The organism is Arthrobacter endolithicus (assembly GCF_026627425.1).
Taxonomy (GTDB): domain Bacteria; phylum Actinomycetota; class Actinomycetes; order Actinomycetales; family Micrococcaceae; genus Arthrobacter_M.
In genome coordinates, this window is sequence record NZ_JAPNLH010000005.1 from 199,767 (window position 1) to 223,062 (window position 23,296).

22 protein-coding genes are annotated in these 23,296 nt (G+C 63.8%); 12 read left to right on the forward strand and 10 right to left on the reverse strand.

Translation table 11 applies throughout. The features are described from left to right. Window positions 1–59: 59 nt before the first annotated feature. The gene (locus tag OS914_RS06520) at window positions 60–833 is read left to right on the forward strand and encodes a VOC family protein (RefSeq protein ID WP_267545237.1); all 774 of its coding nucleotides are present in this window, start codon (window positions 60–62) and stop codon (window positions 831–833) included. On the opposite strand, the gene OS914_RS06525 is transcribed toward OS914_RS06520, so the two are convergent. The 5 genes from OS914_RS06525 to OS914_RS06545 all read right to left on the reverse strand — a co-directional run bounded on the left by OS914_RS06525 (window position 830) and on the right by OS914_RS06545 (window position 5,923). Next, window positions 830–1,507 (reverse strand): response regulator, encoded by a 678-nt coding sequence (locus OS914_RS06525; protein ID WP_267545238.1) that lies wholly within the window; start codon window positions 1,505–1,507, stop codon window positions 830–832. The two genes, OS914_RS06520 and OS914_RS06525, sit on opposite strands and share 4 nt — an antisense overlap. Beyond that, window positions 1,504–2,772, reverse strand: a complete 1,269-nt coding sequence (locus OS914_RS06530) for a sensor histidine kinase (RefSeq protein ID WP_267545239.1) — start codon at window positions 2,770–2,772, stop codon at window positions 1,504–1,506. The genes OS914_RS06525 and OS914_RS06530 overlap by 4 nt, the downstream gene beginning before the upstream one ends. Continuing rightward, on the reverse strand, window positions 2,769–3,527 hold the full coding sequence (locus OS914_RS06535) for a histidine phosphatase family protein (RefSeq protein ID WP_267545240.1): 759 nt from the start codon (window positions 3,525–3,527) through the stop codon (window positions 2,769–2,771). Before OS914_RS06535 ends, OS914_RS06530 begins: the two co-directional genes overlap by 4 nt. A gap of 23 nt (window positions 3,528–3,550) precedes the next feature. After that, window positions 3,551–4,414 carry a zinc metalloprotease HtpX gene (gene htpX, locus OS914_RS06540; protein WP_267545241.1) on the reverse strand — a complete coding sequence of 288 codons (864 nt, stop codon included), beginning with the start codon at window positions 4,412–4,414 and terminating at the stop codon, window positions 3,551–3,553. A 237-nt stretch (window positions 4,415–4,651) separates the two neighbouring features. Continuing rightward, the gene (locus tag OS914_RS06545) at window positions 4,652–5,923 is read right to left on the reverse strand and encodes an MFS transporter (protein WP_267545242.1); all 1,272 of its coding nucleotides are present in this window, start codon (window positions 5,921–5,923) and stop codon (window positions 4,652–4,654) included. Between the two features lie 149 nt (window positions 5,924–6,072). Between OS914_RS06545 and OS914_RS06550 the strand changes: the two genes are divergently transcribed. Next, on the forward strand, window positions 6,073–6,588 hold the full coding sequence (locus OS914_RS06550; protein WP_267545244.1) for a Fur family transcriptional regulator: 516 nt from the start codon (window positions 6,073–6,075) through the stop codon (window positions 6,586–6,588). Between the two features lie 37 nt (window positions 6,589–6,625). After that, the gene (locus tag OS914_RS06555; RefSeq protein WP_267545245.1) at window positions 6,626–8,125 is read left to right on the forward strand and encodes a catalase; all 1,500 of its coding nucleotides are present in this window, start codon (window positions 6,626–6,628) and stop codon (window positions 8,123–8,125) included. 145 nt (window positions 8,126–8,270) lie between these two features. Here the strand turns inward: OS914_RS06555 and OS914_RS06560 are convergent, their stop codons facing one another. Together OS914_RS06560 and OS914_RS06565 are read right to left on the reverse strand one after the other, a co-directional pair. Next, window positions 8,271–9,818 carry an amino acid permease gene (locus OS914_RS06560; protein ID WP_267545247.1) on the reverse strand — a complete coding sequence of 516 codons (1,548 nt, stop codon included), beginning with the start codon at window positions 9,816–9,818 and terminating at the stop codon, window positions 8,271–8,273. A gap of 106 nt (window positions 9,819–9,924) precedes the next feature. Further along, window positions 9,925–11,400, reverse strand: coding sequence for an FAD-dependent oxidoreductase (locus OS914_RS06565; protein ID WP_267545249.1), 1,476 nt, complete (start codon window positions 11,398–11,400; stop codon window positions 9,925–9,927). Window positions 11,401–11,581: 181 nt separating this feature from the next. Here OS914_RS06565 and rarD point away from each other — a divergent pair, with 181 nt between their 5' ends. Beyond that, entirely contained in the window at window positions 11,582–12,610 is a 1,029-nt protein-coding gene (rarD, locus tag OS914_RS06570) for an EamA family transporter RarD (protein WP_324290625.1), read from the forward strand. Window positions 12,611–12,658: 48 nt separating this feature from the next. On the opposite strand, the gene OS914_RS06575 is transcribed toward rarD, so the two are convergent. The 3 genes from OS914_RS06575 to OS914_RS06585 all read right to left on the reverse strand — a co-directional run bounded on the left by OS914_RS06575 (window position 12,659) and on the right by OS914_RS06585 (window position 16,447). After that, on the reverse strand, window positions 12,659–13,489 hold the full coding sequence (locus tag OS914_RS06575) for a universal stress protein (protein WP_267545251.1): 831 nt from the start codon (window positions 13,487–13,489) through the stop codon (window positions 12,659–12,661). A gap of 72 nt (window positions 13,490–13,561) precedes the next feature. Continuing rightward, entirely contained in the window at window positions 13,562–14,923 is a 1,362-nt protein-coding gene (gene gabT, locus OS914_RS06580; RefSeq protein ID WP_267545253.1) for a 4-aminobutyrate--2-oxoglutarate transaminase, read from the reverse strand. A gap of 75 nt (window positions 14,924–14,998) precedes the next feature. Continuing rightward, window positions 14,999–16,447, reverse strand: coding sequence for a gamma-aminobutyraldehyde dehydrogenase (locus tag OS914_RS06585; RefSeq protein ID WP_267545254.1), 1,449 nt, complete (start codon window positions 16,445–16,447; stop codon window positions 14,999–15,001). A gap of 289 nt (window positions 16,448–16,736) precedes the next feature. Here OS914_RS06585 and OS914_RS06590 point away from each other — a divergent pair, with 289 nt between their 5' ends. From OS914_RS06590 to OS914_RS06625, 8 genes are all read left to right on the forward strand, one after another. Continuing rightward, a complete protein-coding gene (locus OS914_RS06590) occupies window positions 16,737–17,072 on the forward strand; it encodes a metal-sensitive transcriptional regulator (protein ID WP_267545256.1) in 336 nt (111 codons plus the stop codon). A 41-nt stretch (window positions 17,073–17,113) separates the two neighbouring features. Continuing rightward, window positions 17,114–17,344, forward strand: a complete 231-nt coding sequence (locus OS914_RS06595; protein ID WP_267545257.1) for a heavy-metal-associated domain-containing protein — start codon at window positions 17,114–17,116, stop codon at window positions 17,342–17,344. Window positions 17,345–17,395: 51 nt separating this feature from the next. After that, entirely contained in the window at window positions 17,396–19,693 is a 2,298-nt protein-coding gene (locus OS914_RS06600) for a heavy metal translocating P-type ATPase (protein WP_267545258.1), read from the forward strand. Between the two features lie 95 nt (window positions 19,694–19,788). Continuing rightward, window positions 19,789–20,136: an NADH-quinone oxidoreductase subunit A gene (locus tag OS914_RS06605; RefSeq protein WP_267545259.1), complete on the forward strand. Its 348-nt coding sequence runs from the start codon at window positions 19,789–19,791 to the stop codon at window positions 20,134–20,136. Next, entirely contained in the window at window positions 20,127–21,452 is a 1,326-nt protein-coding gene (locus OS914_RS06610) for a hypothetical protein (protein ID WP_267545260.1), read from the forward strand. Before OS914_RS06605 ends, OS914_RS06610 begins: the two co-directional genes overlap by 10 nt. Continuing rightward, window positions 21,445–22,383: a complex I subunit 1 family protein gene (locus OS914_RS06615; RefSeq protein WP_267545261.1), complete on the forward strand. Its 939-nt coding sequence runs from the start codon at window positions 21,445–21,447 to the stop codon at window positions 22,381–22,383. The genes OS914_RS06610 and OS914_RS06615 overlap by 8 nt, the downstream gene beginning before the upstream one ends. 10 nt (window positions 22,384–22,393) lie before the next feature. Then, window positions 22,394–22,990 (forward strand): NADH-quinone oxidoreductase subunit J, encoded by a 597-nt coding sequence (locus tag OS914_RS06620; protein ID WP_267545262.1) that lies wholly within the window; start codon window positions 22,394–22,396, stop codon window positions 22,988–22,990. After that, a complete protein-coding gene (locus OS914_RS06625; RefSeq protein ID WP_267545263.1) occupies window positions 22,987–23,292 on the forward strand; it encodes an NADH-quinone oxidoreductase subunit NuoK in 306 nt (101 codons plus the stop codon). Before OS914_RS06620 ends, OS914_RS06625 begins: the two co-directional genes overlap by 4 nt. Window positions 23,293–23,296: the final 4 nt, after the last annotated feature.

Below are 23,296 nucleotides of genomic sequence, written 5' to 3' on the forward strand. Positions count from 1 at the left end.
TGGGTGCGCATAGAGTCGAAGTTGTCTCCCTTTATTCCACACCGTGACAGGACGCTCCAATGCCTAAGCCTGACATCACCGCCGGCGCTCCGTGTTGGATCGATTTGATGACTTCAGATCCCGCCAGGGCGCAGGATTTTTACGCACAAATCTTCGGCTGGACCTACGAAGTCGGGGACCAGGAAAAATACGGCGGCTACACGACGGCGTTTAAAGGCGGCCTGCAGGTGGCCGGAATGATGAAAAATGATGGTCAGTCCGGCTACCCGGACGTTTGGACGACATACCTGCGCGTGGAAGATATCAAGGCCACGGTTGAGGACGTTACGGCAGCGGGCGGGCAGGTCTTCATGTCGCCGATGGAGGTCCCTGAACAGGGCAGCATGAGCATGATCGCGGATGCGTCCGGTGCTGCCATCGGGCTTTGGCAGGTCGGTGGCCATGTCGGTTTTCAGGCCCATGGCGAGCCCGGCACCGCGGTATGGCACGAGCTGCAGACGCGCGATTATCCGGTGGCCGTGGCGTTTTACCGGAAGGTGTTCGGCTGGGATACCAGTGTGCTCAGTGACACCCCGGAGTTCCGCTACAGCACCCTCGGAGCCGGCGACGACGCCACGGCCGGCATCCTGGACGCGGCCGGCTACCTGCCGGACGGTGTTCCGGGAAACTGGCAGGTGTACTTCGGCGTCGAGAACGCCGACGACGTGATTACTAAGGCGCTTTCCCTTGGCGCGCAGCTGCTCCAGCCCGCGGAGAACTCCGACTTTGGCCGGGTAGCCATGCTGTCGGACCCGACCGGCGCCACGTTCAGGATCTCCCAGGCGAACGGCTAGCCGGCCGGCTCGACCAATCCGGTGTCGTAGGCGAGCACCACTGCCTGAACCCGGTCCCGCAGCGAAAGCTTGGTCAGGATCTTGCTGACATGTGTCTTCACCGTCTGCTCCGCGATGTAAAGCTCCGCGGCTATCTCCTGATTGGAAAGCCCGCGCCCCACCAGAACCATCACCTCGAGTTCGCGTTCGGTCAGTCCCCCCAGCCGATCGCGGCACGGCAGGGTCCGCGGCTGGCTCTTGGCGAACTGCTCAATCAGGCGCTTGGTCACCGAAGGAGCGAGCAATGCCTCCCCCGCAGCCACAATCCGCACGGCCGCCACCAGTTCATCCGCCAGCGCGTCCTTGAGCAGGAACCCGCTGGCACCGAGCCGCAGTGCGTCGTAGACGTAATCGTCCGCGTCAAAAGTCGTGAGCATCAGGACGTGCGTGGTTGGCGCGTCCTGGCCCGGATCCATGCCGCCAAGTATCTTGCGGGCCGCCTCGAGCCCGTTCATCACCGGCATGCGCACGTCCATCAGCACCACATCCGGCAGCAACGCGGCCGCCAGATCTACGGCTTCCGCCCCGTCCTTGGCCTGCCCGACGACGTCAATATCGTGTTGGGCGCCCAACAACGCCGCGAACCCGGCGCGGACCATGGCCTGATCATCGACCACTAAAACTCGGATAGTCATTGTGCTCCTCCCGTTCCCACGGTGACCAGGGGCAGTGTTGCCGTAACAGTGAATCCTCCATTGCTCAGCGGCATGCACAGCACCGAGCCGCCGACGATGCTGGCCCGCTCGCGCATTCCGATCAGACCCTGTCCGGGGTGCGTCCGGTCCAGCTGCGCCAGCACGGCACCGATTCCGGACGGGCCATTGCTGATCTCCAGCTGAAGTGTCCGGGCGATCGCGCGCAGGGAGACGGTGACTTCGGCACCGGGTGCATGCCGTATCACGTTACTGAGCGCCTCCTGCGCGATCCGGTACGCCGTCAGGCCAATCACTTCGCTGACATCCACCGCCTGGTCTGCACCAATGCTGTCGGAGTCCAAATCAATCGAAACCGCGACGCCGGCCGTCCGGGCCGCCGCGATCAGCTGCGGAATATCCGTTAAACCCGGTTTGGGCGAGAGGTCCCGGGCTGCGCCATCGCTGCGCAGTGCTCCCAGCATGCTGCGCATTTCCGTCATCGCACGGCGGGAATTCGCGGCGATGTCATTGAATTCCTGTTTAAGGGACTCGGTCAGATCCGGGTGACGGTACTGTGCCGTCGTCGCCTGCACCACCACAATGGACATGCCATGGGCGACGACGTCATGGAGTTCGCGGGCGATCCTGGCCCGCTCCTCGGCCAGCCGGCGCATCGACTGCTCCTCCGCGGAGAGAGTCCGTTCGGCCAGCAGCTGCTGGCGGATATTCTGCCATTGCTGGGTGATCACGGCGGCTACCATCAGGCCACCGGCGACCGAGGCGAACACCACAACGTTCATCTCCGAGCCAAGAGGAACTTCAGTCGGCTCGCCAAGATAATTGACGGCGACACCAATGAACGTGCTCAGTAGCCAGGTGACCGCAGGAAGCGCCCAGTGGCTCTTCAGACCGGCCACGCACATGACCAAAATCTGCGTGACCATAGCGACAACGCTAAAGGGCATCGGGGCCGAGCCCACCGGCGAGGACACGAGCGGCATGATCGCCAGCGGCACCAGGGACAGCAGCGCCCCCGGGACCGGGCGGACAACCGTCAGCGCCAGCGAACCGGTGTGCAGAATTGCCATCCCCAGGGCAAAGGGGAGCATCATTTTGTACAGATTCACATTCAGGGACGCGCCTACGGCCATCAGTGCCACGCAGGCGGTGATAAATCCAAGCCAGGCCCAGCTGATCTTCTTTAATCTCAGCTGTGGCAGCGCGGCCATCTGGGTGGCAAGATCAAGGCGTTTGGCTGCGGTCACCGGTGCCGCCCCTGGGCCTGGGCGGGATTTGCGGATCCGTCAACAGGTCCATCGACATCCTCCGTTGGCCCGTCCGCGGTGCTGTCTGCCAGCTCCGGGCCGCCGGCCGGCCCGCTCTGCCAGCTGATGATCTCCCAGGTCCGCTCACCGTTGCGCCGGCCGGCCGAGCCGTCCACCTGCGTCGACCCCTCCAGCACGACGAAGCCAGTGTTACTGAGCCCGTAATTCTCCGGCTGTGCGGCGTCTATATTGCCGGCCCGGCAGCCCGCCCAAGTGCGGATCATGGCACCGTGGCTGACCAGGACAGCCGTCCCGCCGTCCACCGCTTGCTCGGCCTCGCGCACCACCACATCGAAGCGCGCCAAGGTTTGCGTCCCTGTGTCGGGGGCGCCCGGGATCCGGGTCTGCTGCGTGCCACCGATCCAGCTGCGCACAACTTCCAGGTACCGCCCGATGGAGTCCGAATCCCCCTGCATCTCCAGATCTCCGGCGTCGATCTCGCGCAGTCCGTCGCGGATCTGCAGTTCAAGTCCAGCAGCGGCGGCCAGTGGCGCCCCCGTCTGTTGTGCCCGGGTCTGGTTCGAAACGTAGATCGCAGCCGGCGGCTGCCTGCCGTCCCAGCGGGCTACGGCCGCCGGAATTGCGCTCGCTTGGCGATGGCCCAACTCAGTCAACCCGGGTCCCGGCACCGCCGTATCCAGGAGGTTACGGACATTGGACGGTGTTTGGCCGTGCCGGATCAGAATCAGTCGCATGTCTCAATTGTCCTTGAAAAGCATCACGGGCGGGCCGCCATTCGTTCGAGCCGGGCAATGCGGTCCGGCATGGGCGGATGGGTGGAGAACATCCGCCCCGCAGCGCCGCGGAACGGGTTAGCGATCATCAGATGGCTGGTGTTGACCAAGTCCTGCTTCCGCGGCAGCGGTGCCTGCTCCACGCCCCGCTCCAGCTTGCGCAATGCCGATGCCAACGCCAGCGGATCCCCCGTGAGCGTTGAACCATCCTCATCGGCATCGTATTCGCGAGTCCTGCTGATGGCCAGCTGAATCACCGAAGCGGCCAGCGGCGCCAGCAGCGCCATGACGATCATGGCCAGCGGATTGGCGTTCCTGTTATCCCGGCCACCGCCGAAGAAGAGCGCGAACTGGGCCACCGACGTGATGACACCCGCGACAGCTGCGGCCACCGATGAGGTCAAAATGTCCCGGTTGTAGACGTGCATCAGTTCATGCCCGAGCACGCCCCGCAACTCTCGTTCGGTGAGAATGTTCAGGATCCCCTGGGTGCAGCACACCGCTGCGTTCCGCGGATTGCGTCCGGTGGCAAAGGCATTCGGCGCCAAGGTGGGGGAAACATAGATGCGTGGCATGGGCTCACTGGCCTTGGTGGAGAGTTCCTGCACAATCCGGTAAATGCCCGGCGCCTGCTCCTGGGTCACCGGATACGCCTGCATGGAGCGGATCGCGATCTTGTCCGAATTCCAGTAGCCGTATGCGGTTGTCCCGACGCCGATCAGCGCCATGATCCAGATCGGGGCCGAGCTTCGCAGCCCGGTGGCGAGAATTCCTCCGATCACCAGCAGGACCACCCACAGCACGCCAAAGAGCGCAGCGGTCTTTAACCCGTTGAAATGCCTGTGCACGTTTACTTCTCCTTTAGTCGCCGCCGGCAGCTGCCACGGCTACGTTAGGAAAACGGCCCAGTGGACGCTGGCGTTCCCGCCGTCGCTTCGGCGCCGCGGATGGCCCCGGCCTGCCGGAACGCCCTGGGTCTTACTGCGAGATGGGGTGCGCAGACGTGCCGGTCTGGTGTTTTTAGCTTAGCCGCGTTTAGCCGGGGACGCTTCTGCCCTGATCTTCGGGTGCCGCAGGTCCTGCCGCTACGGTTCGGGATGGAGCGCGTCGTAGTGCAGGAACCTAGGTTGCCAGCGGGCCAGCAGCCACACGGCTGCTATACACAAACCACCACCGACGACGGCGGCAAGCGCCTCCCCGAGAACCTGTCCGGTCCCGCCGGCAAAGAGGTCCCCCAAGCGTGGCCCACCGGCAACCACCACCACAAAGACCCCCTGCAGCCGGCCGCGGAGATGGTCCGGCGTGGCGGCCTGCAAAATAGTGGACCGGAACACGCTGCTGACCGAATCCGCGACTCCGGAAACCACCAGGGCGAAGACGGCGGCAATGATCCACGGGGAAGTACCTTCTCCGCTGTGCCGCCCGCCAAGAGCGACGGCGGCACCCATCGCCGCAATGGCCATTCCCCACACGGTCACGGACCACACCACGGCCAGGCCCTGCCGCCGCACCTGCCCGAGGGGACCAGAAAACAGCGCGGCAAGCAAGGAACCGGCGGCAATCGCCGCCAGGAGAACTCCGGCTGTTTCCTCGCCTCCCCCCAGCCAGACTGCCCCTATGGCCGGCAGGAGCGACCGCGGCATGGCAAAGACCATGGCACACAGGTCCACCAGGAATGTCATGCGCACATTGGGCCGGGTTCCCAGGAACGTCAGCCCTTCCAGCACGGAGCCCAGCCCCGCTTTGCGTACTTTCCCCTCCGGCAGCATCGGCGGCAAAGCAAACAAGGCCCACAATGAGGCCGTAAAGGTCAGCACATCGATGGTATACGTCCAGGCGTATCCGATATTGGCCACCAGGATCCCCGCAAGCAGCGGCCCTACGGTAGTACCAAGGCCGAAGACGATCATGCTCAGGGCATTGGCTGCCGGCAGCAGCTCCAGTCGCACCAAACGGGGAATGATCGCGCTGCGGGCCGGCTGGTTGATGCCTGCCGCGCCGGATTGAATGGCAACCAGCAGGTACAGGATCCACGTCTCATGCAGACCCAGCCAGGCCTGCAGCGCGATGCCGATGGTCACCGCCCACAACACCGCCGCGGACGCCAGTGCCACCTTCCGGCGGTCCAGCGAATCAATGATAGAACCGCCGTACAGGCCGGCGAAAACCAGCGGGAGCAGAGCAAATATTCCCAGCAGGCCCACGGCCAGCGTAGATCGCGTCAGACTGTAGATCTGCAGGCTGACTGCGACCACCGTCAGCTGAGTGCCGATCGAGGACAGTCCTAGGCCCACGAAGAGCCGCCGGAAGTCCGGGCTTTCACGAAGCGGGGTGAGATCGGCCAGCAGATTGCGCATCGGTCAAGGATACCGGTGGGCTGTTGCCCTCCGGCCGCGGCTCGCCTCGGCTGCCGCACCACGCCAGGGGACCACATCAGCCCGTCAAGACGGCGCAAGCCACGACACCCTTATTGTGAATTACTCAGAATAAGTGGTTAACTAAAACTATGATGACGGGCACACGGACGGAAGGCGGCTCCGGAGCAACAGCGGAGCACGAGTGGGAGCAGCAATTGCACTCCCACGACCGCCGCGTGACCAAACAGCGGCTCGCTGTGCTGGCCGCCGTCGCCCGTTCCCAGCATTCGACGGCCGAAGCCATCACCGCAGCTATCCGCGCGGAGCTGCCAAGCATCACTGTGCAGTCTATTTATGTGGTGCTGGCTGACCTCACCAGACTGGGCATGCTGCGCCGCATCGAGCCGCCCAACTCCCCTGCCCGTTACGAGACCCGGACCGGTGATAATCATCACCACGCCATCTGTACCAGCTGCGGACGGATCGAAGACGTGGACTGCGCGGTCGGTCATGCCCCGTGCCTGACCCCCGAGCTGGACGCTGGCGCAACCATCGGCCACATCATCATCGCGGACGTCCTGTACCAGGGAACCTGCAGCGCCTGCGCAGCCACGGCCAACGAGCCACTGACGGTCAAACCTGACGAGGTAGGTCCGTCCCACTGATTTTCCCTGCCAACCCCAACCACCACCAAGGAGAGATATGACGACCGCTTCTACAACGCCGCATTCCACTACACAGTCCGGTGCCCCCGTCATCAGTGACGCGCACGCCCAGTCAACCGGTGCCGACGGCGCCATCGCGCTGACCGACCACTACCTGGTCGAAAAGCTGGCCCAGTTCAACCGCGAGCGGGTCCCGGAGCGCGTGGTGCATGCCAAGGGCGGCGGCGCGTTCGGCACGTTCAAGACCACCGAGGACGTCTCCGCCTACACCAAGGCTGCGCTTTTCCAGCCCGGCGTGGAGACCGAAACCCTGACCCGCTTCTCCTCCGTGGCCGGCGAGGCCGGATCTCCGGACACCTGGCGGGACCCGCGCGGCTTCTCCACGAAGTTCTACACCACCGAAGGCAACTACGACCTGGTGGGCAACAACACTCCGGTGTTCTTCATCCGCGACGGCATCAAGTTCCCGGACTTCATCCACAGCCAGAAGCGCCTTCCCGGTTCCAACCTGCGCGACGCCGACATGCAGTGGGATTTCTGGACCCTCTCCCCCGAGTCCGCGCACCAGGTCACCTGGCTGATGGGCGACCGCGGGCTGCCCGCCTCCTGGCGTCAGATGCAGGGCTACGGCTCGCACACCTACCAGTGGATCAACGCCGCCGGCGAGCAGTTCTGGGTCAAGTACCATTTCCACTCCAATCAGGGCGTGAGCGCCATGAGCGGCGACGAGGCCGAGCAGCTGGCAGGCTCGGACGCGGACTACTACATCCGCGACCTGCACGACAACATCGAGACCGGCAATTTCCCCTCCTGGGACCTGCACGTGCAGATCATGCCGTACGCGGATGCCAAGGACTACCGGTTCAACCCGTTTGACCTGACCAAGATCTGGTCCAAGAAGGACTACCCTCTGATCAAGGTCGGCACGATGACCCTGGACAGGAACCCGGAGAACTACTTCGCCCAGATCGAGCAGGCCGCCTTCGCGCCGTCGAACTTCGTGCCCGGCATCGCCGGCAGCCCGGACAAGATGCTGCAGGCACGGATCTTCTCCTACGCGGATGCACACCGCTACCGCGTGGGTACCAACCACGCCCAGCTGCCGGTGAACGCGCCGAAGAACCAGGTGCACAACTACAGCCAGAACGGTGCTGCCCGCTACACCTTCAACGACGCCAGCACTCCGGTTTACGCACCGAACTCCAAGGGCGGCCCGGCGGCCGTTGAGCCGGCAACTGTCGGCGGCGGCTGGGAGAACGACGGCGCACTGACGCTCTCGGCACATTCCCTGCACTCGGCCGATGATGACTTCGGCCAGGCCGGCACGCTCTACCGCGAGGTGTTCAACGACGGCGAACGCGCCCGGCTGCTGGAAACCATCACCGGCGCCGTGGCTGGCGTCCAGGACGGCGGCATCAAGGAACGCGCCATCCAGTACTGGACCAACGTTGACTCGGATCTCGGCGCCAAGCTTCGCGCCAACCTCGGTGCCGGCGAAAGCATCGAATCGGATGCCGAAGCGGCCGCCAAGTACTAGATCCAACACGGACTGAGTACGACACAGTACTGAGCAGCACACGGTACTGAGCTGCACACAGGACTGAGCAGAAAGGGCGGATTCCCTCACCGGGAACCCGCCCTTTCTGCGTCCGCGCCGCGGCCCGATTCCCCCGCGACAGTCCTCAGGCGTCTATGGCGACCTTGTCGCCGTCGTCGACCGCCACCGAACCGCTGCTACCACCTTCGCCGGAGCGGCTGCTCTTCAACTGCCTGCCCAGCCGGGAATTCCATGCTCCGTAGGAGAAGTAGATCACCAGACCAGCCACCAGCCAGATGCCGAAGAAGACCCAGGTCAAAGTGGCCAGGTTGAACATCAGGTAGATGCAGAGCAGTGCCGAGGCCACCGGAATGACGGGGCCAAACGGCACCCGAAAGGAGGGCTTGAGATCTGGGCGCTTGCGGCGGAGCACCAGGATACCGATGCTCACCATGACAAAGGCGGACAGCGTGCCAATGTTGATCATCTCAGCCAGCAGATCAACAGGAGTGAAGCCTGCCAGCAGTGCCACCAGGCCGCCACAGATAATCTGCGTACGTGCAGGAGTGCTGCGCTTGGCGGAGGTCTTGCTGAGCCCGCGCGGGAGCAGGCCGTCGCGGCTCATCGCCATGGTGACCCGGGCCAGGCCCATCAGCAGCACCATAATCACGGTCGTCAGGCCAATGAGGGAACCGAGCGAAATGACGACGACGGCCCAGTCCGCACCGACCAGGTGGAAGGCTGTGGCGAGAGACGGATCCGCAGCTTTGGCGAGCTCCTGGTAGGAGACCATGCCTGTGACGACCAACGTGACCAGGATATACAGGACCGTGACGACGGCCAGCCCGGCAAAGATTCCGCGCGGCAGGGTCTTTTTCGGGTCCTTGACTTCTTCAGCACTGGTGGCCACCACATCGAAGCCGATGAACGCGAAGAAAACCAGCGCGGCACCGGAAATCACGCCGGTGAAACCGTACATGGCGGGGTTGGCGCCGCTGAGGAAGGACAAGAACGGCTGCTCGGTCCAGGAGCCGCCCGTTGCCGGCGCCGGCGCGGACGCGGGCACGAAGGGAGTGTAGTTCTGCGCCTTGACGAAGAAGAACCCAACCAGGATCACGAAGAGAACGATCGCTATCTTAATGATGGTGAAGACGCTGTTGACCCGGGCCGACAGTTTGGTGCCCAGCACCAGCACCGTAGTAAAGACGGCGACGACGACCAGTGGCCCCCAGTAAAGGGTCAGGGCGCCGAGGTGCAGCTGCGCGGGGATGTCCACGTTGACCGCCTGCAGGAAGTCGCTGAGGTAGACCCCCCAGTACTTGGCGATGACCGAGCCGGCCATGAGCAGTTCCAGAATCAGGTTCCAGCCGATAGTCCAGGCCAGCAGCTCCCCCATGGTGGCGTAAGTAAAGACGTAGGCGCTGCCAGTGACGGGGATGGCGGTGGCAAACTCCGCGTAGCACATGATCGCCAGGGCGCAGGTGAGCGCGGCCAGAATGAAGCTGACCGTCACGGCCGGACCGGCATTGTGTGCTGCGGCTTTGGCCCCGACGGAGAAGATGCCGGCGCCCACAGCCACGGCGATTCCCATGATCATCAAATCCCAGGTATTGAGGGAACGTTTGAGGGTCCGTCCGGGCTCTTGGGCATCGCGGAGGGAACTTTCAATGGACTTTGTGCGCAGTAGATTCATGGAGATCCGTCATGGTTGGGGCCGAAGGGACCCATCTACGGTACCGAACCCGCACCTGCTTCGCCCGCCCGGGCCCCTTCGTCGTCTCAGATAGTGAGACAAACCGTCATTCCCCGGGCGTGCTCCGCGGGCTGATTCCGGCCGACGTCCCGCGGGAAATGGAAATCATGTCCTCCCGCGGCACCACCTTTACCCGTGGGCGTTTGGCGGTGGTGCCCTCGCCGGGGCCGGCTGCGTCGTCGGCCCGAACGTACTCAGCACCGAGCGTTTCCTCATGCGCGTCCAGCTTCAGCCAGCCCTCCCAGCTCGTGTACTGCACTCCGCGGGATTCGAGCAGATCGATGATGGCCTGCTCCTGAGGCTTCTCGGCCCGGGGCAGACTCAGCCGGTCCTCCAGCAGACAGCCGATAGTCTCCAAGGCGTCCCCCTTGGTACTGCCGATCAGGCCGACTGGTCCGCGTTTGATCCAGCCGGTGGCATAGATGCCGGGAACCGGTGTACCGTCCGCATCCAGCACCCGGCCCGCTTCATTGGGAATGACGCCGCGCCCGGCATCAAAGCCCACCTCGGGCAGTTCCGAGCCGAAGTAGCCGATGGCCCGGTAAACGGCCTGCACCGGGTAATTAACAATCTCACCGGTACCGCGGGCACGGCCGGTGCCGTCCAGCTCATTGCGTTCAAACTTCATCCCGCTGACTTTTCCATCCGTGCCGGTGATCTCCACCGGGCTGTGCAGGAAATGCAGGTGCAGCCGCCTGGACGCCGGCTTGTCAGCGTGGGACGGCTCCTCCACCAGCCAGTTCGTCAAGGTGTTGACCATGGTCCTGACCTGGTTATTCGTCCGGATCGCCTCATCCGAGGCGGCATCAAAGACAAAATCCTCCGGATACAAAACAATGTCCACATCCTTCGAATGCGACAACTCCCGCAGCTCCAACGGCGTGAACTTCACCTGCGCCGGCCCGCGGCGGCCAAAAATATGCACATCCGTCACCGGCGAGGACTTCAACCCCCGGTACACATTGTCCGGAATCTCCGTCACCAACAAATCATCGGCATGCTTGGAGAGCATCCGCGCCACATCCAGAGCCACATTGCCGTTCCCGATCACGGCAACTTCCTTCGCCTCCAACGGCCACTCCCGCGGCACATCCGGATGCCCGTCATACCAGGAGACAAAATCCGCCCCGCCAAACGAGCCCTCCAGCTCGACGCCCGGAATGTCCAGACCGGAGTCCTTGATGGCGCCGGTGGAGAAAATGACGGCATCGTAGAGGTGGCGGATATCGGACAAGGTCAGATCCCGGCCGTAGGTCACGTTGCCCAGGAAGCGGATATCGCCCCGATCCAGAACCTTGTGCAGGGCGTTCACAATTCCTTTTATCCGGGGATGATCCGGAGCCACACCATAGCGGATCAGACCGTACGGGGCCGGGTAGGACTCAAAAAGATCAATACTGACCTCAACATCGCCGCCGCGCACTTCTTGGGACTTGGTCAGAATATCCGCGGCATAAACGCCGGCCGGGCCTGAACCGATGATGGCCACCCGAAGGGGGCGGGCGGCTGCCGAGATAGACACAGAGGGTCCTTCCAAACGTTCGATCAGCAAGAGGGGCTTCGCGGCGCAGGGATATCCCGCGGCCACCAGCTACCAGTCTAAATGGCCGCTTGAGCTGCGGAGCAAAGACGTGATGCGGAATACTGTCGGGAATACTGATGTTATTGGACATGTGTCTGCGAGCAACTCCTCCCTCAAGTCCATGCCCGGCGCGTCAACGCCCGGGCGTCCACCGCGAAGCGACTCTACCGCAGGCGTTCTCTTCGGGATGGGCGCCTACAGCCTTTGGGGACTCCTTCCGGTCTACTTCATCTGGCTCGTCCCCGCCGGGCCGTTCGAGATCGTGGCCAACCGGGTCGTCTGGTCGCTGGGTTTTTGTGCCCTTCTGCTGACTGTGACCAAGGCATGGCCGCAGCTGATCGCGGCCGTGCGGAACAAACGTATCTTGGGTAACCTCTCCGTCGCCGCCGCACTGATTGGCGTGAACTGGCTGACCTATACATTCGGCGTTACCAGCGGCCAGGCCATCGAGGCGTCGCTGGGCTATTTCATCAATCCCTTGGTTTCCGTCCTGCTGGGCGTGATCTTCCTGAAGGAGAAGCTGCGCCGCCTGCAGTGGGCTGCCGTCGGCGTCGGGTTTGCCGCCGTCGTCGTGCTGACAATCGGCTACGGCAGGCTGCCGTGGATCGCCCTGGTCCTGGCCGCCAGCTTTGGTCTGTACGGGTTCATGAAGAAGCGGGTCGGCCCCCGGGTCGATGCGGCGTCGAGCCTGAGCATTGAAACGGCCGTGCTGGCGCCGTTCGCCGCCGTGTTTATGATCGTTCTCTCGCTCAACGGCCGGGACACGTTGGGTACCCTCGGCGCGGGCCATTTCTGGCTGATGGCCGCCTCCGGAATTATAACTGCGGTGCCGCTGCTTTTTTTTGGAGCTGCTGCCCGACGGCTCCCGATGACCACGATCGGACTGCTGCAGTATTTCACCCCGGTCATCCAGTTCATCCTCGCCATCACAGTGCTGGGCGAGGAAATGGGCCCCGAACGGTGGATCGGCTTCGGCATCGTCTGGCTGGCGCTGGTTCTGCTCACCGTTGATATGCTCCGCAATTACGGCCAGAACCGCAGCCTGCGCCGGGCCCGCTCAGCAATGCTTCCCGCCGCCTCGGCAACTCCGGCCGCGAAGCCGGGGCAAGGCCGCGGGAACGATGCTGCGCCGCCCCTTCCGCTGGACTGAGCCGCTGCCTCAGTCCAGCGCCGCCCCAGCCCTGCGCCGCCGCGGTGGCTAGCCGTCGATCCGCTCGTAGTCCCGGGGAACGACCACCATCGGCACCGGCAGCGCGCGTAGGATCTTGTTGGCAGTTGCGCCCATGAACAGCTTCCGTTGTTCCGCCAGCCGGCTGGAGCCGACAATGACGAGTTCGCCGTCCTCCCAGCCCAGGCTGTCGATCGCTTCCTCGATGGTCCGGCCGTGCGCCAGAGTCACCGTCGTGGACCCGCCCGAGCGCCGTTGCGCGGCCTCGGTCAGCACAGTGTTGGCATGCTGGCGGGCCGGGCTGAGCGCATTGTCCAGCTCATAGTGGCGCTGCATTAGTTCATCGAGCTCGACGACGGATACCAGGCGCAGCGGCAGATGGCGCCGGTCCGCGGCATTGATTCCAACGTTCGTCACGGATTCCCAGCCCTCCCTGGTCCCCACCATAGCGGTCAGCCTGGTGAGCGGCTCCGTGCGGTGATAGCCGCGCGGCGCCAGTGCCACCGGCACCGGCGAGGCGTGCAGTAGCGCATTGGCCACGCTGCCGACGGTGAAGCGCTTGAACAGCCCGCTGCTGGCCGCGCCGACGACTATCAGCAGGGCAGAGTATTCAACGGCAGCCTCAATCAGCCCACTGGCGAAGGAATCCGCATGCCGAACATGGAATTCGACCTGCACGCCGTCCGGAACGAGTTCGAGTGCGTCCCGCTTGACCGCCTCCGCATTCTGGACGGTGGCTGCCCGCTCCCCGACCACATAGACCAAGTCCAGGCGGGCGCCTTGGGTCTGGGCGATGACTGCAGCCAAATTAATGGCATCCGCGCCGCGTTCATTGGGCGTATATCCGACTACATACCGCATCAAGAGAACCCTTCATCCGGGGCTGTCGGCATCTGTGCTGCCGGCCATGTAGCTCAGACTCTACCCGCAGCATCAGGCGTTGGCGCGGATCGCTTCCACCAGCACGTCCAGCCCGTCGTTTAGGAGTTCGTCGCTGATCACCAGCGGCGGCAGCAACCGGACCACGTTTCCATAGGTGCCGCACGTCAGGATGACGACGCCGGCCTGCAGGCACGCCGCGGCGACGGCCTTGGTTGCCTCCGCATTAGGTTCCTTGGTGGTCCGTGCGGTGCCCGGCCGGACCAGTTCGACGGCCAGCATCGCACCGCGGCCGCGCAGGTCGCCGATGATGCCGCCGTCGCCCATTTCCGCCGCCAGCGCACCGAGCCGGTCCATCACGATCTTTTCAATCCGCAGAGCGCGCGCATTCAGATCGAACGTGCGCATGGTACCGATCGCGGCCAGCGCAGCGGCACAGGCCACCGGATTTCCGCCGTACGTGCCGCCGAGGCCGCCCGGGTGCACCGCGTCCAGCAGCTCCGCACGGCCGGTAATGGCGCTCAGCGGCAGGCCCCCACCGATCCCCTTCGCCATCGCGATGATGTCCGGCACCACGCCCTCGTGCTCGGATGCAAACCACGCGCCCGTCCGGCAGAAACCGGACTGCACCTCGTCAGCGATGAAGACAACGCCATTGTCCTTTGTCCAGGCTGCGAGGGTGGGCAGGAATCCGTCCGCGGGGACAATGAAGCCGCCCTCACCCTGTACCGGCTCGATCAGGATGGCCGCCACGGAGTCCGCGCCGATCTGCTTTTCAATCATGCTGATCGCCCGGCGGGCGGCGTCCTCGCCCTTGATCTCGGTTTCTTCCCGATAGGGGTAGCTCATCGGCACCCGGTAGATCTCGGGGGCAAAGGGACCGAAATGCGCCTTGTACGGCATCGCCTTCGCCGTCAGCGCCATGGTCAGGTTCGTTCGGCCGTGGTACGCATGGTCAAAGGCCACAATTGCGTCCCGACCGGTCGCCAGGCGCGCCACCTTGACGGCATTTTCCACAGCCTCTGCCCCAGAGTTGAACAGCACCGTGCGCTTCTCGTGATCCCCTGGGGTCAGCTTAGCCAGCTCCTCCGCAACCTCGATATACCCCTCATATGGCGTCACCATGAAGCAGGTATGGGTGAAATGCCCGGCCTGGTCCCTGACGGCGCCGACGACGGCGGGATCGGACGCGCCGACGCTGGTGACCGCGATGCCGGAACCGAGGTCAATGAAGGAGTTGCCGTCCACATCGACGAGCACGCCGCCATCCGCGTCCGCCACGTAAACGGGCACGCTGGAGGCCACGCCGGCTGCAACCACAGCCTTTCGCCGCTGCGTCAATGCTGCTGATTTAGGCCCCGGAAATGCACCCAGGATCTGCCGCTTCTGCTCCAACCGGTACTGAATCTCCGCCATCTTTTCTTCCTTCTCACGTCTTTTAGATAAGTGTGGGGCCATGTCCGGCTCAGCCGGCCGTCGTCGTCGTCGAAACTACGCGTCCAGCGCACTCATAACGTGCTTGATCCGCGTGTAATCCTCGACGCCGTACATCGACAGATCCTTGCCGTACCCGGACTTTTTGAACCCGCCGTGCGGCATTTCCGCCGTCAGCATGATGTGCGTATTGATCCAGACGGCGCCGAAATCCAGCTCCCGGGAGACGCGCATCGCGGTTCCGTGATCGCTGGTCCAGACGCTTGAAGCCAGGGCGAAGTCCACGTCATTGGCCAACTCCACGGCCTCCTCTTCGGTCCGGAACGTCTGAACCGTGATGACCGGGCCAAACGTTTCGTGCTGCACAATGTCATCCGTCTGCCGGACGCCGTCGACCACCGTCGGTTCGAAAAAGAAGCCCTTCTCTCCTACCCGTTTGCCGCCGGTCACAACCGTCGCGTACTCCGGAATGTTCTCCACAACCTTGCATACCGCATTGAAATGATTGACGTTGTTCAATGGGCCAAAGTAGTTTTTGGACTCATCTTCATTGCCCGTTTCCAGGCCCTTGGCCGCTGTTGCCAGCGCTGTCAGCAGTTCATCGTGGGCAGATTCCTCGACCAGAACGCGCGTGATGGCGGTGCAGTCCTGACCGGCGTTAAAAAAAGAGAATTCGGCGATGGACTGAGCGGTTTTACCCAGGTCCGCGTCCGCAAAGACCACCGCGGGAGCCTTGCCGCCCAATTCCAGGTGCGCCCGCTTCAACCCGGCGGCTGCCCCCGTTGCCACGGCGATGCCCGCCCGGACGGAACCGGTAATGGACACCATGGCAGGAATCTTGTGTTCCACCATGGCGGCCCCGGTCGCGCCATTGCCCAACAGCACGTTGAAAACTCCAGCCGGCAGGATGTCCTTGGTAATATCCGCGAGCACCAGCGTACTTTCCGGGGTGGTATCGCTAGGTTTGAGGACAATGGTGTTCCCCGCAGCCAAGGCCGGACCGATCTTCCAGATTGCCATCAGCAACGGATAATTCCACGGCGTCACCTGGGCAATGACGCCCACTGGCTCGCGGCGCACAAAGGAGGTAAACCCTTCCATATATTCACCCGCGGATTTGCCTTCCAACAGCCGGGCCGCGCCGGCGAAAAAGCGGAGCTGGTCCGCGCCCGCTGCCACTTCCTCATCAGCAATCATCTGCCGCACCTGACCGGTGTTGCGGTGCTGTGCCTGGACCAATTCATCACTGCGGGCCTCCATGGCATCGGCCAGCCGCAGCAGTAACGACTGGCGTTCACGCGGGGTGGTCCGGCGCCAGGTCTGGAAGGCGGTGGCCGCAGCGCTCATGGCTGCGGCTATATCGGCCTGTTCGGAGATCGGCGCAATGGCGACCGTCTCGCCATTGGTCGGGTTTACGACCTCGAGCGAATCCGAGCCCATCACGGGCACAAATTGCCCGTTAATAAAGTTCTGCAAGGTTTGAACCACGATGTGCTTGCCTCTCATATCGGATGTCTCCGCGGCACGGCTGTACGGCTGGACCTATCTCGAGACTAGGCTACGCGGTCGAGTGCGTGAATAGACGGTTGCACCATTGGGCTGGACCAGTTCCGTGCGATGATCCAAGGCCAGCGCGGACGTGCATGGCCGCGCGGGCCCGACGTTCGACGTCCGCCGACGATAACGTGCGGTGGTTGAACCGTAAGAAATCAGCTGATTTGTGGCGATACGAACCCGTGGACATATACCCCCAAGGGGTATATCCTATTGAACGAAGCCCCGGGAAGGAACCATCATGAGCGGCACTATCAGCAGCGAGACGGTCGACCAGCATCTCGACCACGGCTACACCACCGACAAGGATGCCTACCTGCGCCGGCTCAAGCGGATTGAAGGTCAGGTCCGCGGTATCGCCCGCATGGTGGATGACGACAAATACTGCATCGACATTCTCACTCAGGTGGCGGCAATCAATAAGGCGCTTCACGCAGTGAGCCTCGGTCTGATCGAAGATCACATAGCTCATTGCGTCGTGGGGGCCGCCCGTGAGTCGGACAAAGCCGGGGATCCGGCGATTGTCCAGGCGAAGGTCAAGGAAGCCACCGACGCGATCGGGCGGCTTTTGCGTTAGTCACCCCCGTTACCTACCGCTACCGACAAGAAAGAACGATCATGAACCCCATCATCACCACCGTTAGCATCTCGGGCATGACCTGCGGACACTGCGTCGCAGCGGTCTCCGAAGAACTCACATCCCTTAAGGGCGTCGACGACGTCAGCGTAGATCTGGCCGCCGAGGGGATTTCCACCGCCACCATAACCTCGCACCTGACAATCTCCCCGGAGGAGATCGGCGAGGCGGTCGCCGAGGCCGGCTATCTCGTCGTCGCCAACGACGCCTGAGGGTCTGCGTCGTCCAACCGCGAAAAACCCACCACCTGCAGAGGACAATCCATGAGCACCGAAAAACTGCTGCATCAGCCGCTTACCCGGGTCATTGACCTGGATATTGAGGGCATGACATGTGCCTCCTGTGTGAGCCGGGTGGAGCGCAAACTCGGAAAGCTCGACGGCGTGCAGGCGGCGGTGAATCTGCCGCTGGAGTCAGCCCGGGTGACCGTTCCGATGGGCGTGACCGATCAGAAGATCATCGACATCGTCAACGCCACGGGGTACAAGGCGCGGCTGAGGGCTGAAAGCCGGACTAGAACGGTCGACGGCGGCACAAGGACAGGGCTCGACGCGGCCGGGGGCGGTTCTGGCCAATCGGTGGAGGAACCCGCCGTCAACGTGGCGGCGCAATTACGGCCCCGGCTGATTCTCGCAGCGGCGCTCAGCGTGCCGGTATTCCTGATCTCTATGTTTCTTCCTCTGCAGTTTTCCAACTGGGGCTGGGTTGTTGGCGCGCTTGCCCTGCCGGTGGTGACCTGGTCCGCTTGGCCGTTTCACCGTGCTGCGGCCATCAACGCCCGGCACTTCTCCTCCACTATGGACACGCTCGTCTCCCTGGGCGTCACCGCCTCCTACTTGTTTTCTGCCGTCATGCTCGCATTGGACCCGGCCATGACGGCGCACCCCACAATGGACGGCCACGCGGAACTGTATTTTGAGGTCGCCTCGATAGTCGTGACTTTCCTGCTCCTGGGCCGCTACCTGGAAGCGAAGGCTAAGGCGAAGGCCGGGGACGCACTCAAGGCACTCCTAAGCCTGGGTGCGAAGGATGCCACAGTGATTCGCGATGGCGCCGAGGTCAGCATTCCAGCCGCAGAGCTCGTGGCAGAGGATATCTTCGTCGTCCGGCCGGGTGAAAAGGTCGCCACTGACGGCATCGTCGTGGAGGGTAGATCCGCCGTGGACGCCTCCCTGATCACCGGCGAATCGATGCCAATAGACGTGGACGTAGATGACCCGGTCACCGGTGCCACCATTAATACGTCCGGCCGGCTGCTGGTCAAGGCCACCCGCGTGGGCAGCGAAACGACCCTGGCCCAGATGGGGAGGCTGGTCAGTCAGGCGCAGTCCGGCAAGGCGCCTATTGCGCGGTTGGCGGACCGGATCAGTTCCGTCTTCGTCCCGATCGTGCTGGGCCTCGCCGTCGTGACGTTTGTCCTGTGGCTGCTGCTCAGCGGGGACATCCAAAGCGCCTTCACCGCTGCCGTCGCCGTTTTGGTGATCGCCTGTCCTTGCGCCCTCGGACTGGCTACACCCGTCGGCCTGCTCACGGGCACCGGGCGCGGCGCCCAATTGGGCATTCTCATCAAGGGCCCGCAGGTCCTCGAAGACACCCGCACGGTCGACACCATTCTTTTGGACAAGACCGGCACCGTCACCGAGGGCAAACTCGCCGTCAGCGGCATTATCCCACTGGGCCGGCGCCGGGAAACCGAAGTGCTGTGGTTGGCCGGATCTGTCGAGTCGGCCAGCGAACATCCTATTGCCCGCGCCATCGCGGCGGCAGCCGCGCAAGGACGGCCTGCGGGAGCGGCAGTAGGCCTCGCAGCGGTAACCGGGTTCGAGTCCGCTCCCGGTGGCGGCGTGCGAGGCACCGTTGACGGGCACCTAGTTGTGGCCGGGCGGGTCGGATGGCTGGGAGAAAACGGGATCGCAATCACTGATGCCCAACAGAAATCACTGCTCAGCGCGGAGCAGACCGGCGCCACCGCCATCTGGGTAGCCGTGGATGGAACCCCGGAGGGCATCATCAGCCTTGCCGATACCATCAAGGACGGATCAGCGGCCGCCATTGGCAGGCTCAAGACGCTGGGATTGCGGCCCATCCTGCTCACCGGAGACAACGCCGCCGCAGCAGCCCAGGTGGCCGCCGTCGTCGGTATCGCGCCGGAAGATGTCTATGCCGGCGTGCTGCCGGAGGGGAAGGTCGACGCCGTCAAGCGTTTCCAGGCCGAAGGCGCCACTGTGGCGATGGCCGGCGACGGCGTCAATGATGCAGCAGCGCTTGCGCAGGCTGATCTGGGGATCGCCATGGGATCCGGCACGGATGTCGCGATCGAGGCGGCGGATCTGACCGTGATGGGCAATGACCTCGCCCAAGTGGCGCAGGCCATTGAGCTGTCCCGCAAAACCCTCGGGACCATCAAGACGAACCTCTTCTGGGCCTTTTTCTACAACGCCATTGGCATCCCCGTTGCCGCGCTGGGACTGCTGAATCCAATGATCGCCGGGGCGGCTATGGCTGCCAGCTCGGTGTTGGTGGTCACCAATTCCTTGCGCCTGCGGCGGTTCGGCAAGTAAGACTGACAAGTACGAATGGCGCAGGCGCGCCGGCGGCCGAATGGAACCAAGACCGCGTGGACCGATAACAAGGCGAAACCAAGACAGGGGACGAGATGGAATTCGGAGCCGCTCTACTGGTCTTTGGCATTGCCGTGGTCATTATCCTGACCGTTTGCGGGCTGTCCGCTGCTGTCCGAGTGATCCGCCAGCCGCTGTCCCGGGAGCCGTTCCTGTCCGGGATGGCTCCCGTCGAACACGCCGTGTCACGTTTCCATGTGCGTTGGTACACGGTCGCGGTGCTCTTCCTTGCCTTCGATATGGAAATGGTTTTCATGTATCCATGGGTGCTAGTGGTGGGACAGATGGGTGCCGGAGCAGTGGTGGAAATGTTCGCCTTCCTGGCGGTGCTGTTCTCCGCAGTCGTTTACGCATGGCGGGAAGGGGCGTTCCGGTGGAGCTGACCTCCCGGCTGCTCGCACTCGGCGTTCCGCACCCTTTCGTGATCACGGCCCCTGGTTTCACGGCGGTGCGCCTGGCCGTGGAGCAGCAGATCCGCGAGCGGGGTTGGCAAGAGGCGCTGAGCCCGGCCGATGCGGACATGCTGGTGCAGTGCGGAAATGGCCGCACCGAATTCAACGACGCGATAGACCGGGTATGGCACCAGTTGCCTGCCCCGCGGACCCGCATGCTGATTACTGTCCCGGAAGGGGCGGCGAGCAGCCTGGACTCGGCGGCCGCGGCCCTGCGGGACGTCGAAGGGCTCCGGCGAGCCGAAGCCAACCGGCTGGATGCCCCTGCAGCACACGGGGAAACCAACGCGGCTGCAAAAGACGACGCTGCGAAAGACGACACAAGTGAGGCCGACACAACAGACCACGCGGACATGGACTCCGCAACGCCCGGCACGGGTATGGGCGACATGGGTGACATGGATATGGACATGGAGCTGCCGGGCGGCCTGCCGATGGCGGACCGCGGCGCCGACCGCGATGGGCTAAAGCTTGACCAGCTGCATCTGGTCCTGGGGCCGGCTCTGCCGGACTGGCCCACCGGGTTGGTGGTCCGACTGGTCCTGCAAGGCGACATTGCTCAAAGTGCGGAGATTTCCATGCTGGACGCCGATCCGGGCTACCGGCCACATTCGTGCTTCTGGGCAGCTGCACTCGGCGTGGCAGAGCGATCGGAGCAGTCGGAGGAACCCCGGCGCTACAAACTGGCCCGCGCCGCCGCATCCGCGGATTCGCTGCAGCGGTTCCTAAACGTGGCCGGCTGGCCATCCGCTGCCCGGACCGGACGGTGGCTGCGCGATGAACTGCTGGATGCTGCCCGAAGAAATTCTCCTTCGACTGGAACTGCGGCCCTGAAGCGCGCGCTGGTTCCCCGATACAGGCGCTGGCTGCGCACCGTGCGGCGTTCGCAGGTGTTGCGCTGGTCTACGGCTGGTCTGGGACTACTGGAGCTGGAACAACTGAATCCGGGGCAACTCGACGACCGCGTTTCGTCGGGTTTGACCGGCGATGTCACCGCACGCGTGCTGCGCTGGTTGGATGACGTTGCCATTGTCCTCGATCCAGCGTTTCGGCCCGGCCCCGAATCAGGTCCGGCCAGCCGCACCGCGGACAACCGCGCCGCAACCGCCCGTGCCGCCCTGGCCGCACTGCCGGACATGCTCGCCGGTCAGGAGCTGGCGTCTGTCCGCCTGATTGTCGCCTCTCTTGATCCGGACATCGAAGCACTGTTCGCAGCGAAATCCGCACCGAGGCGGCCCCATGACTAGCGCGCCGCCGTGGAGCATCATCGCCTGCTTCGCAGTCTTTGGCATGCTGGCCTATGCGGCTGCAGCCTTGTCCGCTGCCATGAACGCCCGCGAAAGCGGAACGCCGGCGGCAGCGGCGCTGACGCTGCCCGGCCGGGAGACGGCCCGGCTGCTGATCCGCCAGCGCAGCGTCACTCCCGGCGCTGACCCCATGCTCGCCAGGCTCGGCACCGGGTTACTGCCGCTGGCTGCGCTGATGTCCATCCTGGTGATCCCGCTGGGTCAGCACGCCATCAGCGATCTGTCCGTCGGCGTGGTCTGGTTCAATGCCATGGAGGTCCTGGCCTGGGCCGCCGTGTGGATGGTCGGCTGGGGGTCCAATTCCAGCTGGGGCCTGGTCGGAGCCAACCGTTTCCTGGCACAGGGTCTGGCCTACGAACTCCCGCATATGTTCGCATTGATCACGGCTGCCGTGGGGGCCGGGTCGCTGCGCGTCAGTGACATTGCCGCGGTGCAGGGACAATCCGGGCATCTGTGGTTCGTGGTGTACATGCCTGCGGCGTTCCTGGTTTTCCTGCTCTCGGCGCTGGGGTTCGCCTTCTGGGGTCCGTTCAGTCAACCCCTCGGCAGGGAGATCGCCGGCGGGGCGGCAGCCGAACTATCCGGAATCGACAGGTTACTGCTCCTCGCCGGCAGGTACCTGCTGCTGACGGCCGGCGCCGCCATGGCTGTTCCGCTGTTTCTGGGCGGCGGTGCCGGCCCGCTACTGCCGGCCTGGGGATGGATTCTGTTCAAGACCGGAGTGGTCCTGGCGGTCCTGGTCTGGATCGGCCACCGGGTACCGGCGGTGCGGATGGAACGTTTCACCGAGATCAGCTGGCTGGTGATGCTGCCGCTGACCATTCTCCAGGCGCTGGCCGTATCGATCTTTGTCCTTGTTGGATGGATGTGAGGAGGCAACATTGCAGACGGTAATTTTCCTGATCTGCGCCGTCGGGGCGGTGGCGGCGGGCATCGCGGTATTCCGGGTGGACTCTATGGCCCGGGCCACCCTTGCGCTGCTGGCATCCTTTATTTTCGCGGCCGCCCCGATCCTACTGCTGGGCCTGTCGTACCTCGGGATGCTGGTGATTCTGATGATGGTGATGGAAATGATGATCATGGCCGTCTTCATGGTCATGTACATGATGAACCCGGCCGGACTCATGCCGATGAAAATGGTCCACAACAACAAAATGTCACTGGTTATCGCTGTAGCGGTCTTCGTCCTGCTCGCAGCCGGGGTGCTCTTCACTCCCTGGCCTTCCGGAACGGCGGAGGCGGCAGTTCCAGGATCGACGACGGCGGCCGGCAGGTCCGCCGCTGACCCGACGCTCGCGCTCGGACTGGATCTGATGGGCCCACACATGCTGGTGATGATCGTCATTGGTCTGGCCCTGTTCGCGACCATGGTCGCCGTCGTCGTCCTCTCTACCCACCGCGGACGTTATGACAGGTTCGGCGATGATCTTCAGCGCAGACCGGCGGACGATCCGGTGCGGGGAGGGCTGGGCAAATGACGCTGCAGTTGTTCCTCCTCCTGGCCGCGGCCCTGTTCGCAGTGGGCCTTTACGGGCTGCTGAGCCAGCAGTCAATCGTGATGATCTTAATGGGCCTCGAACTCGCTATCAACGGTATTATCGTCGCCGCAGCCGCGTTCTGGTTCTTCGCCGCATCCGGACGACCCGACGGGCAGGTCCTGGTGTTGGTTGCCATCAGCGCAATGGCGATTGAAATGGCCATGGGGTTTGCCATCACCACTGCCATTTTCCGCGCCCGCGATGTGGACATGGCTGATTCCGCCTCGGATCTGGCGGGCTAACCGG

Excerpts from the sequence above, each read along its gene's own strand:
- OS914_RS06520 (WP_267545237.1), top strand. The coding sequence starts at position 60 with ATGCCTAAGCCTGACATCACCGCCGGCGCTCCGTGTTGGATCGATTTG.
- OS914_RS06525 (WP_267545238.1), bottom strand. The coding sequence starts at position 1,507 with ATGACTATCCGAGTTTTAGTGGTCGATGATCAGGCCATGGTCCGCGCC.
- OS914_RS06535 (WP_267545240.1), bottom strand. The coding sequence starts at position 3,527 with ATGCGACTGATTCTGATCCGGCACGGCCAAACACCGTCCAATGTCCGT.
- OS914_RS06545 (WP_267545242.1), bottom strand. The coding sequence starts at position 5,923 with ATGCGCAATCTGCTGGCCGATCTCACCCCGCTTCGTGAAAGCCCGGAC.
- OS914_RS06550 (WP_267545244.1), top strand. The coding sequence starts at position 6,073 with ATGATGACGGGCACACGGACGGAAGGCGGCTCCGGAGCAACAGCGGAG.
- OS914_RS06555 (WP_267545245.1), top strand. The coding sequence starts at position 6,626 with ATGACGACCGCTTCTACAACGCCGCATTCCACTACACAGTCCGGTGCC.
- OS914_RS06560 (WP_267545247.1), bottom strand. The coding sequence starts at position 9,818 with ATGAATCTACTGCGCACAAAGTCCATTGAAAGTTCCCTCCGCGATGCC.
- rarD (WP_324290625.1), top strand. The coding sequence starts at position 11,582 with ATGCCCGGCGCGTCAACGCCCGGGCGTCCACCGCGAAGCGACTCTACC.
- OS914_RS06575 (WP_267545251.1), bottom strand. The coding sequence starts at position 13,489 with ATGCGGTATGTAGTCGGATATACGCCCAATGAACGCGGCGCGGATGCC.
- gabT (WP_267545253.1), bottom strand. The coding sequence starts at position 14,923 with ATGGCGGAGATTCAGTACCGGTTGGAGCAGAAGCGGCAGATCCTGGGT.
- OS914_RS06585 (WP_267545254.1), bottom strand. The coding sequence starts at position 16,447 with ATGAGAGGCAAGCACATCGTGGTTCAAACCTTGCAGAACTTTATTAAC.
- OS914_RS06590 (WP_267545256.1), top strand. The coding sequence starts at position 16,737 with ATGAGCGGCACTATCAGCAGCGAGACGGTCGACCAGCATCTCGACCAC.
- OS914_RS06595 (WP_267545257.1), top strand. The coding sequence starts at position 17,114 with ATGAACCCCATCATCACCACCGTTAGCATCTCGGGCATGACCTGCGGA.
- OS914_RS06600 (WP_267545258.1), top strand. The coding sequence starts at position 17,396 with ATGAGCACCGAAAAACTGCTGCATCAGCCGCTTACCCGGGTCATTGAC.
- OS914_RS06605 (WP_267545259.1), top strand. The coding sequence starts at position 19,789 with ATGGAATTCGGAGCCGCTCTACTGGTCTTTGGCATTGCCGTGGTCATT.
- OS914_RS06615 (WP_267545261.1), top strand. The coding sequence starts at position 21,445 with ATGACTAGCGCGCCGCCGTGGAGCATCATCGCCTGCTTCGCAGTCTTT.
- OS914_RS06625 (WP_267545263.1), top strand. The coding sequence starts at position 22,987 with ATGACGCTGCAGTTGTTCCTCCTCCTGGCCGCGGCCCTGTTCGCAGTG.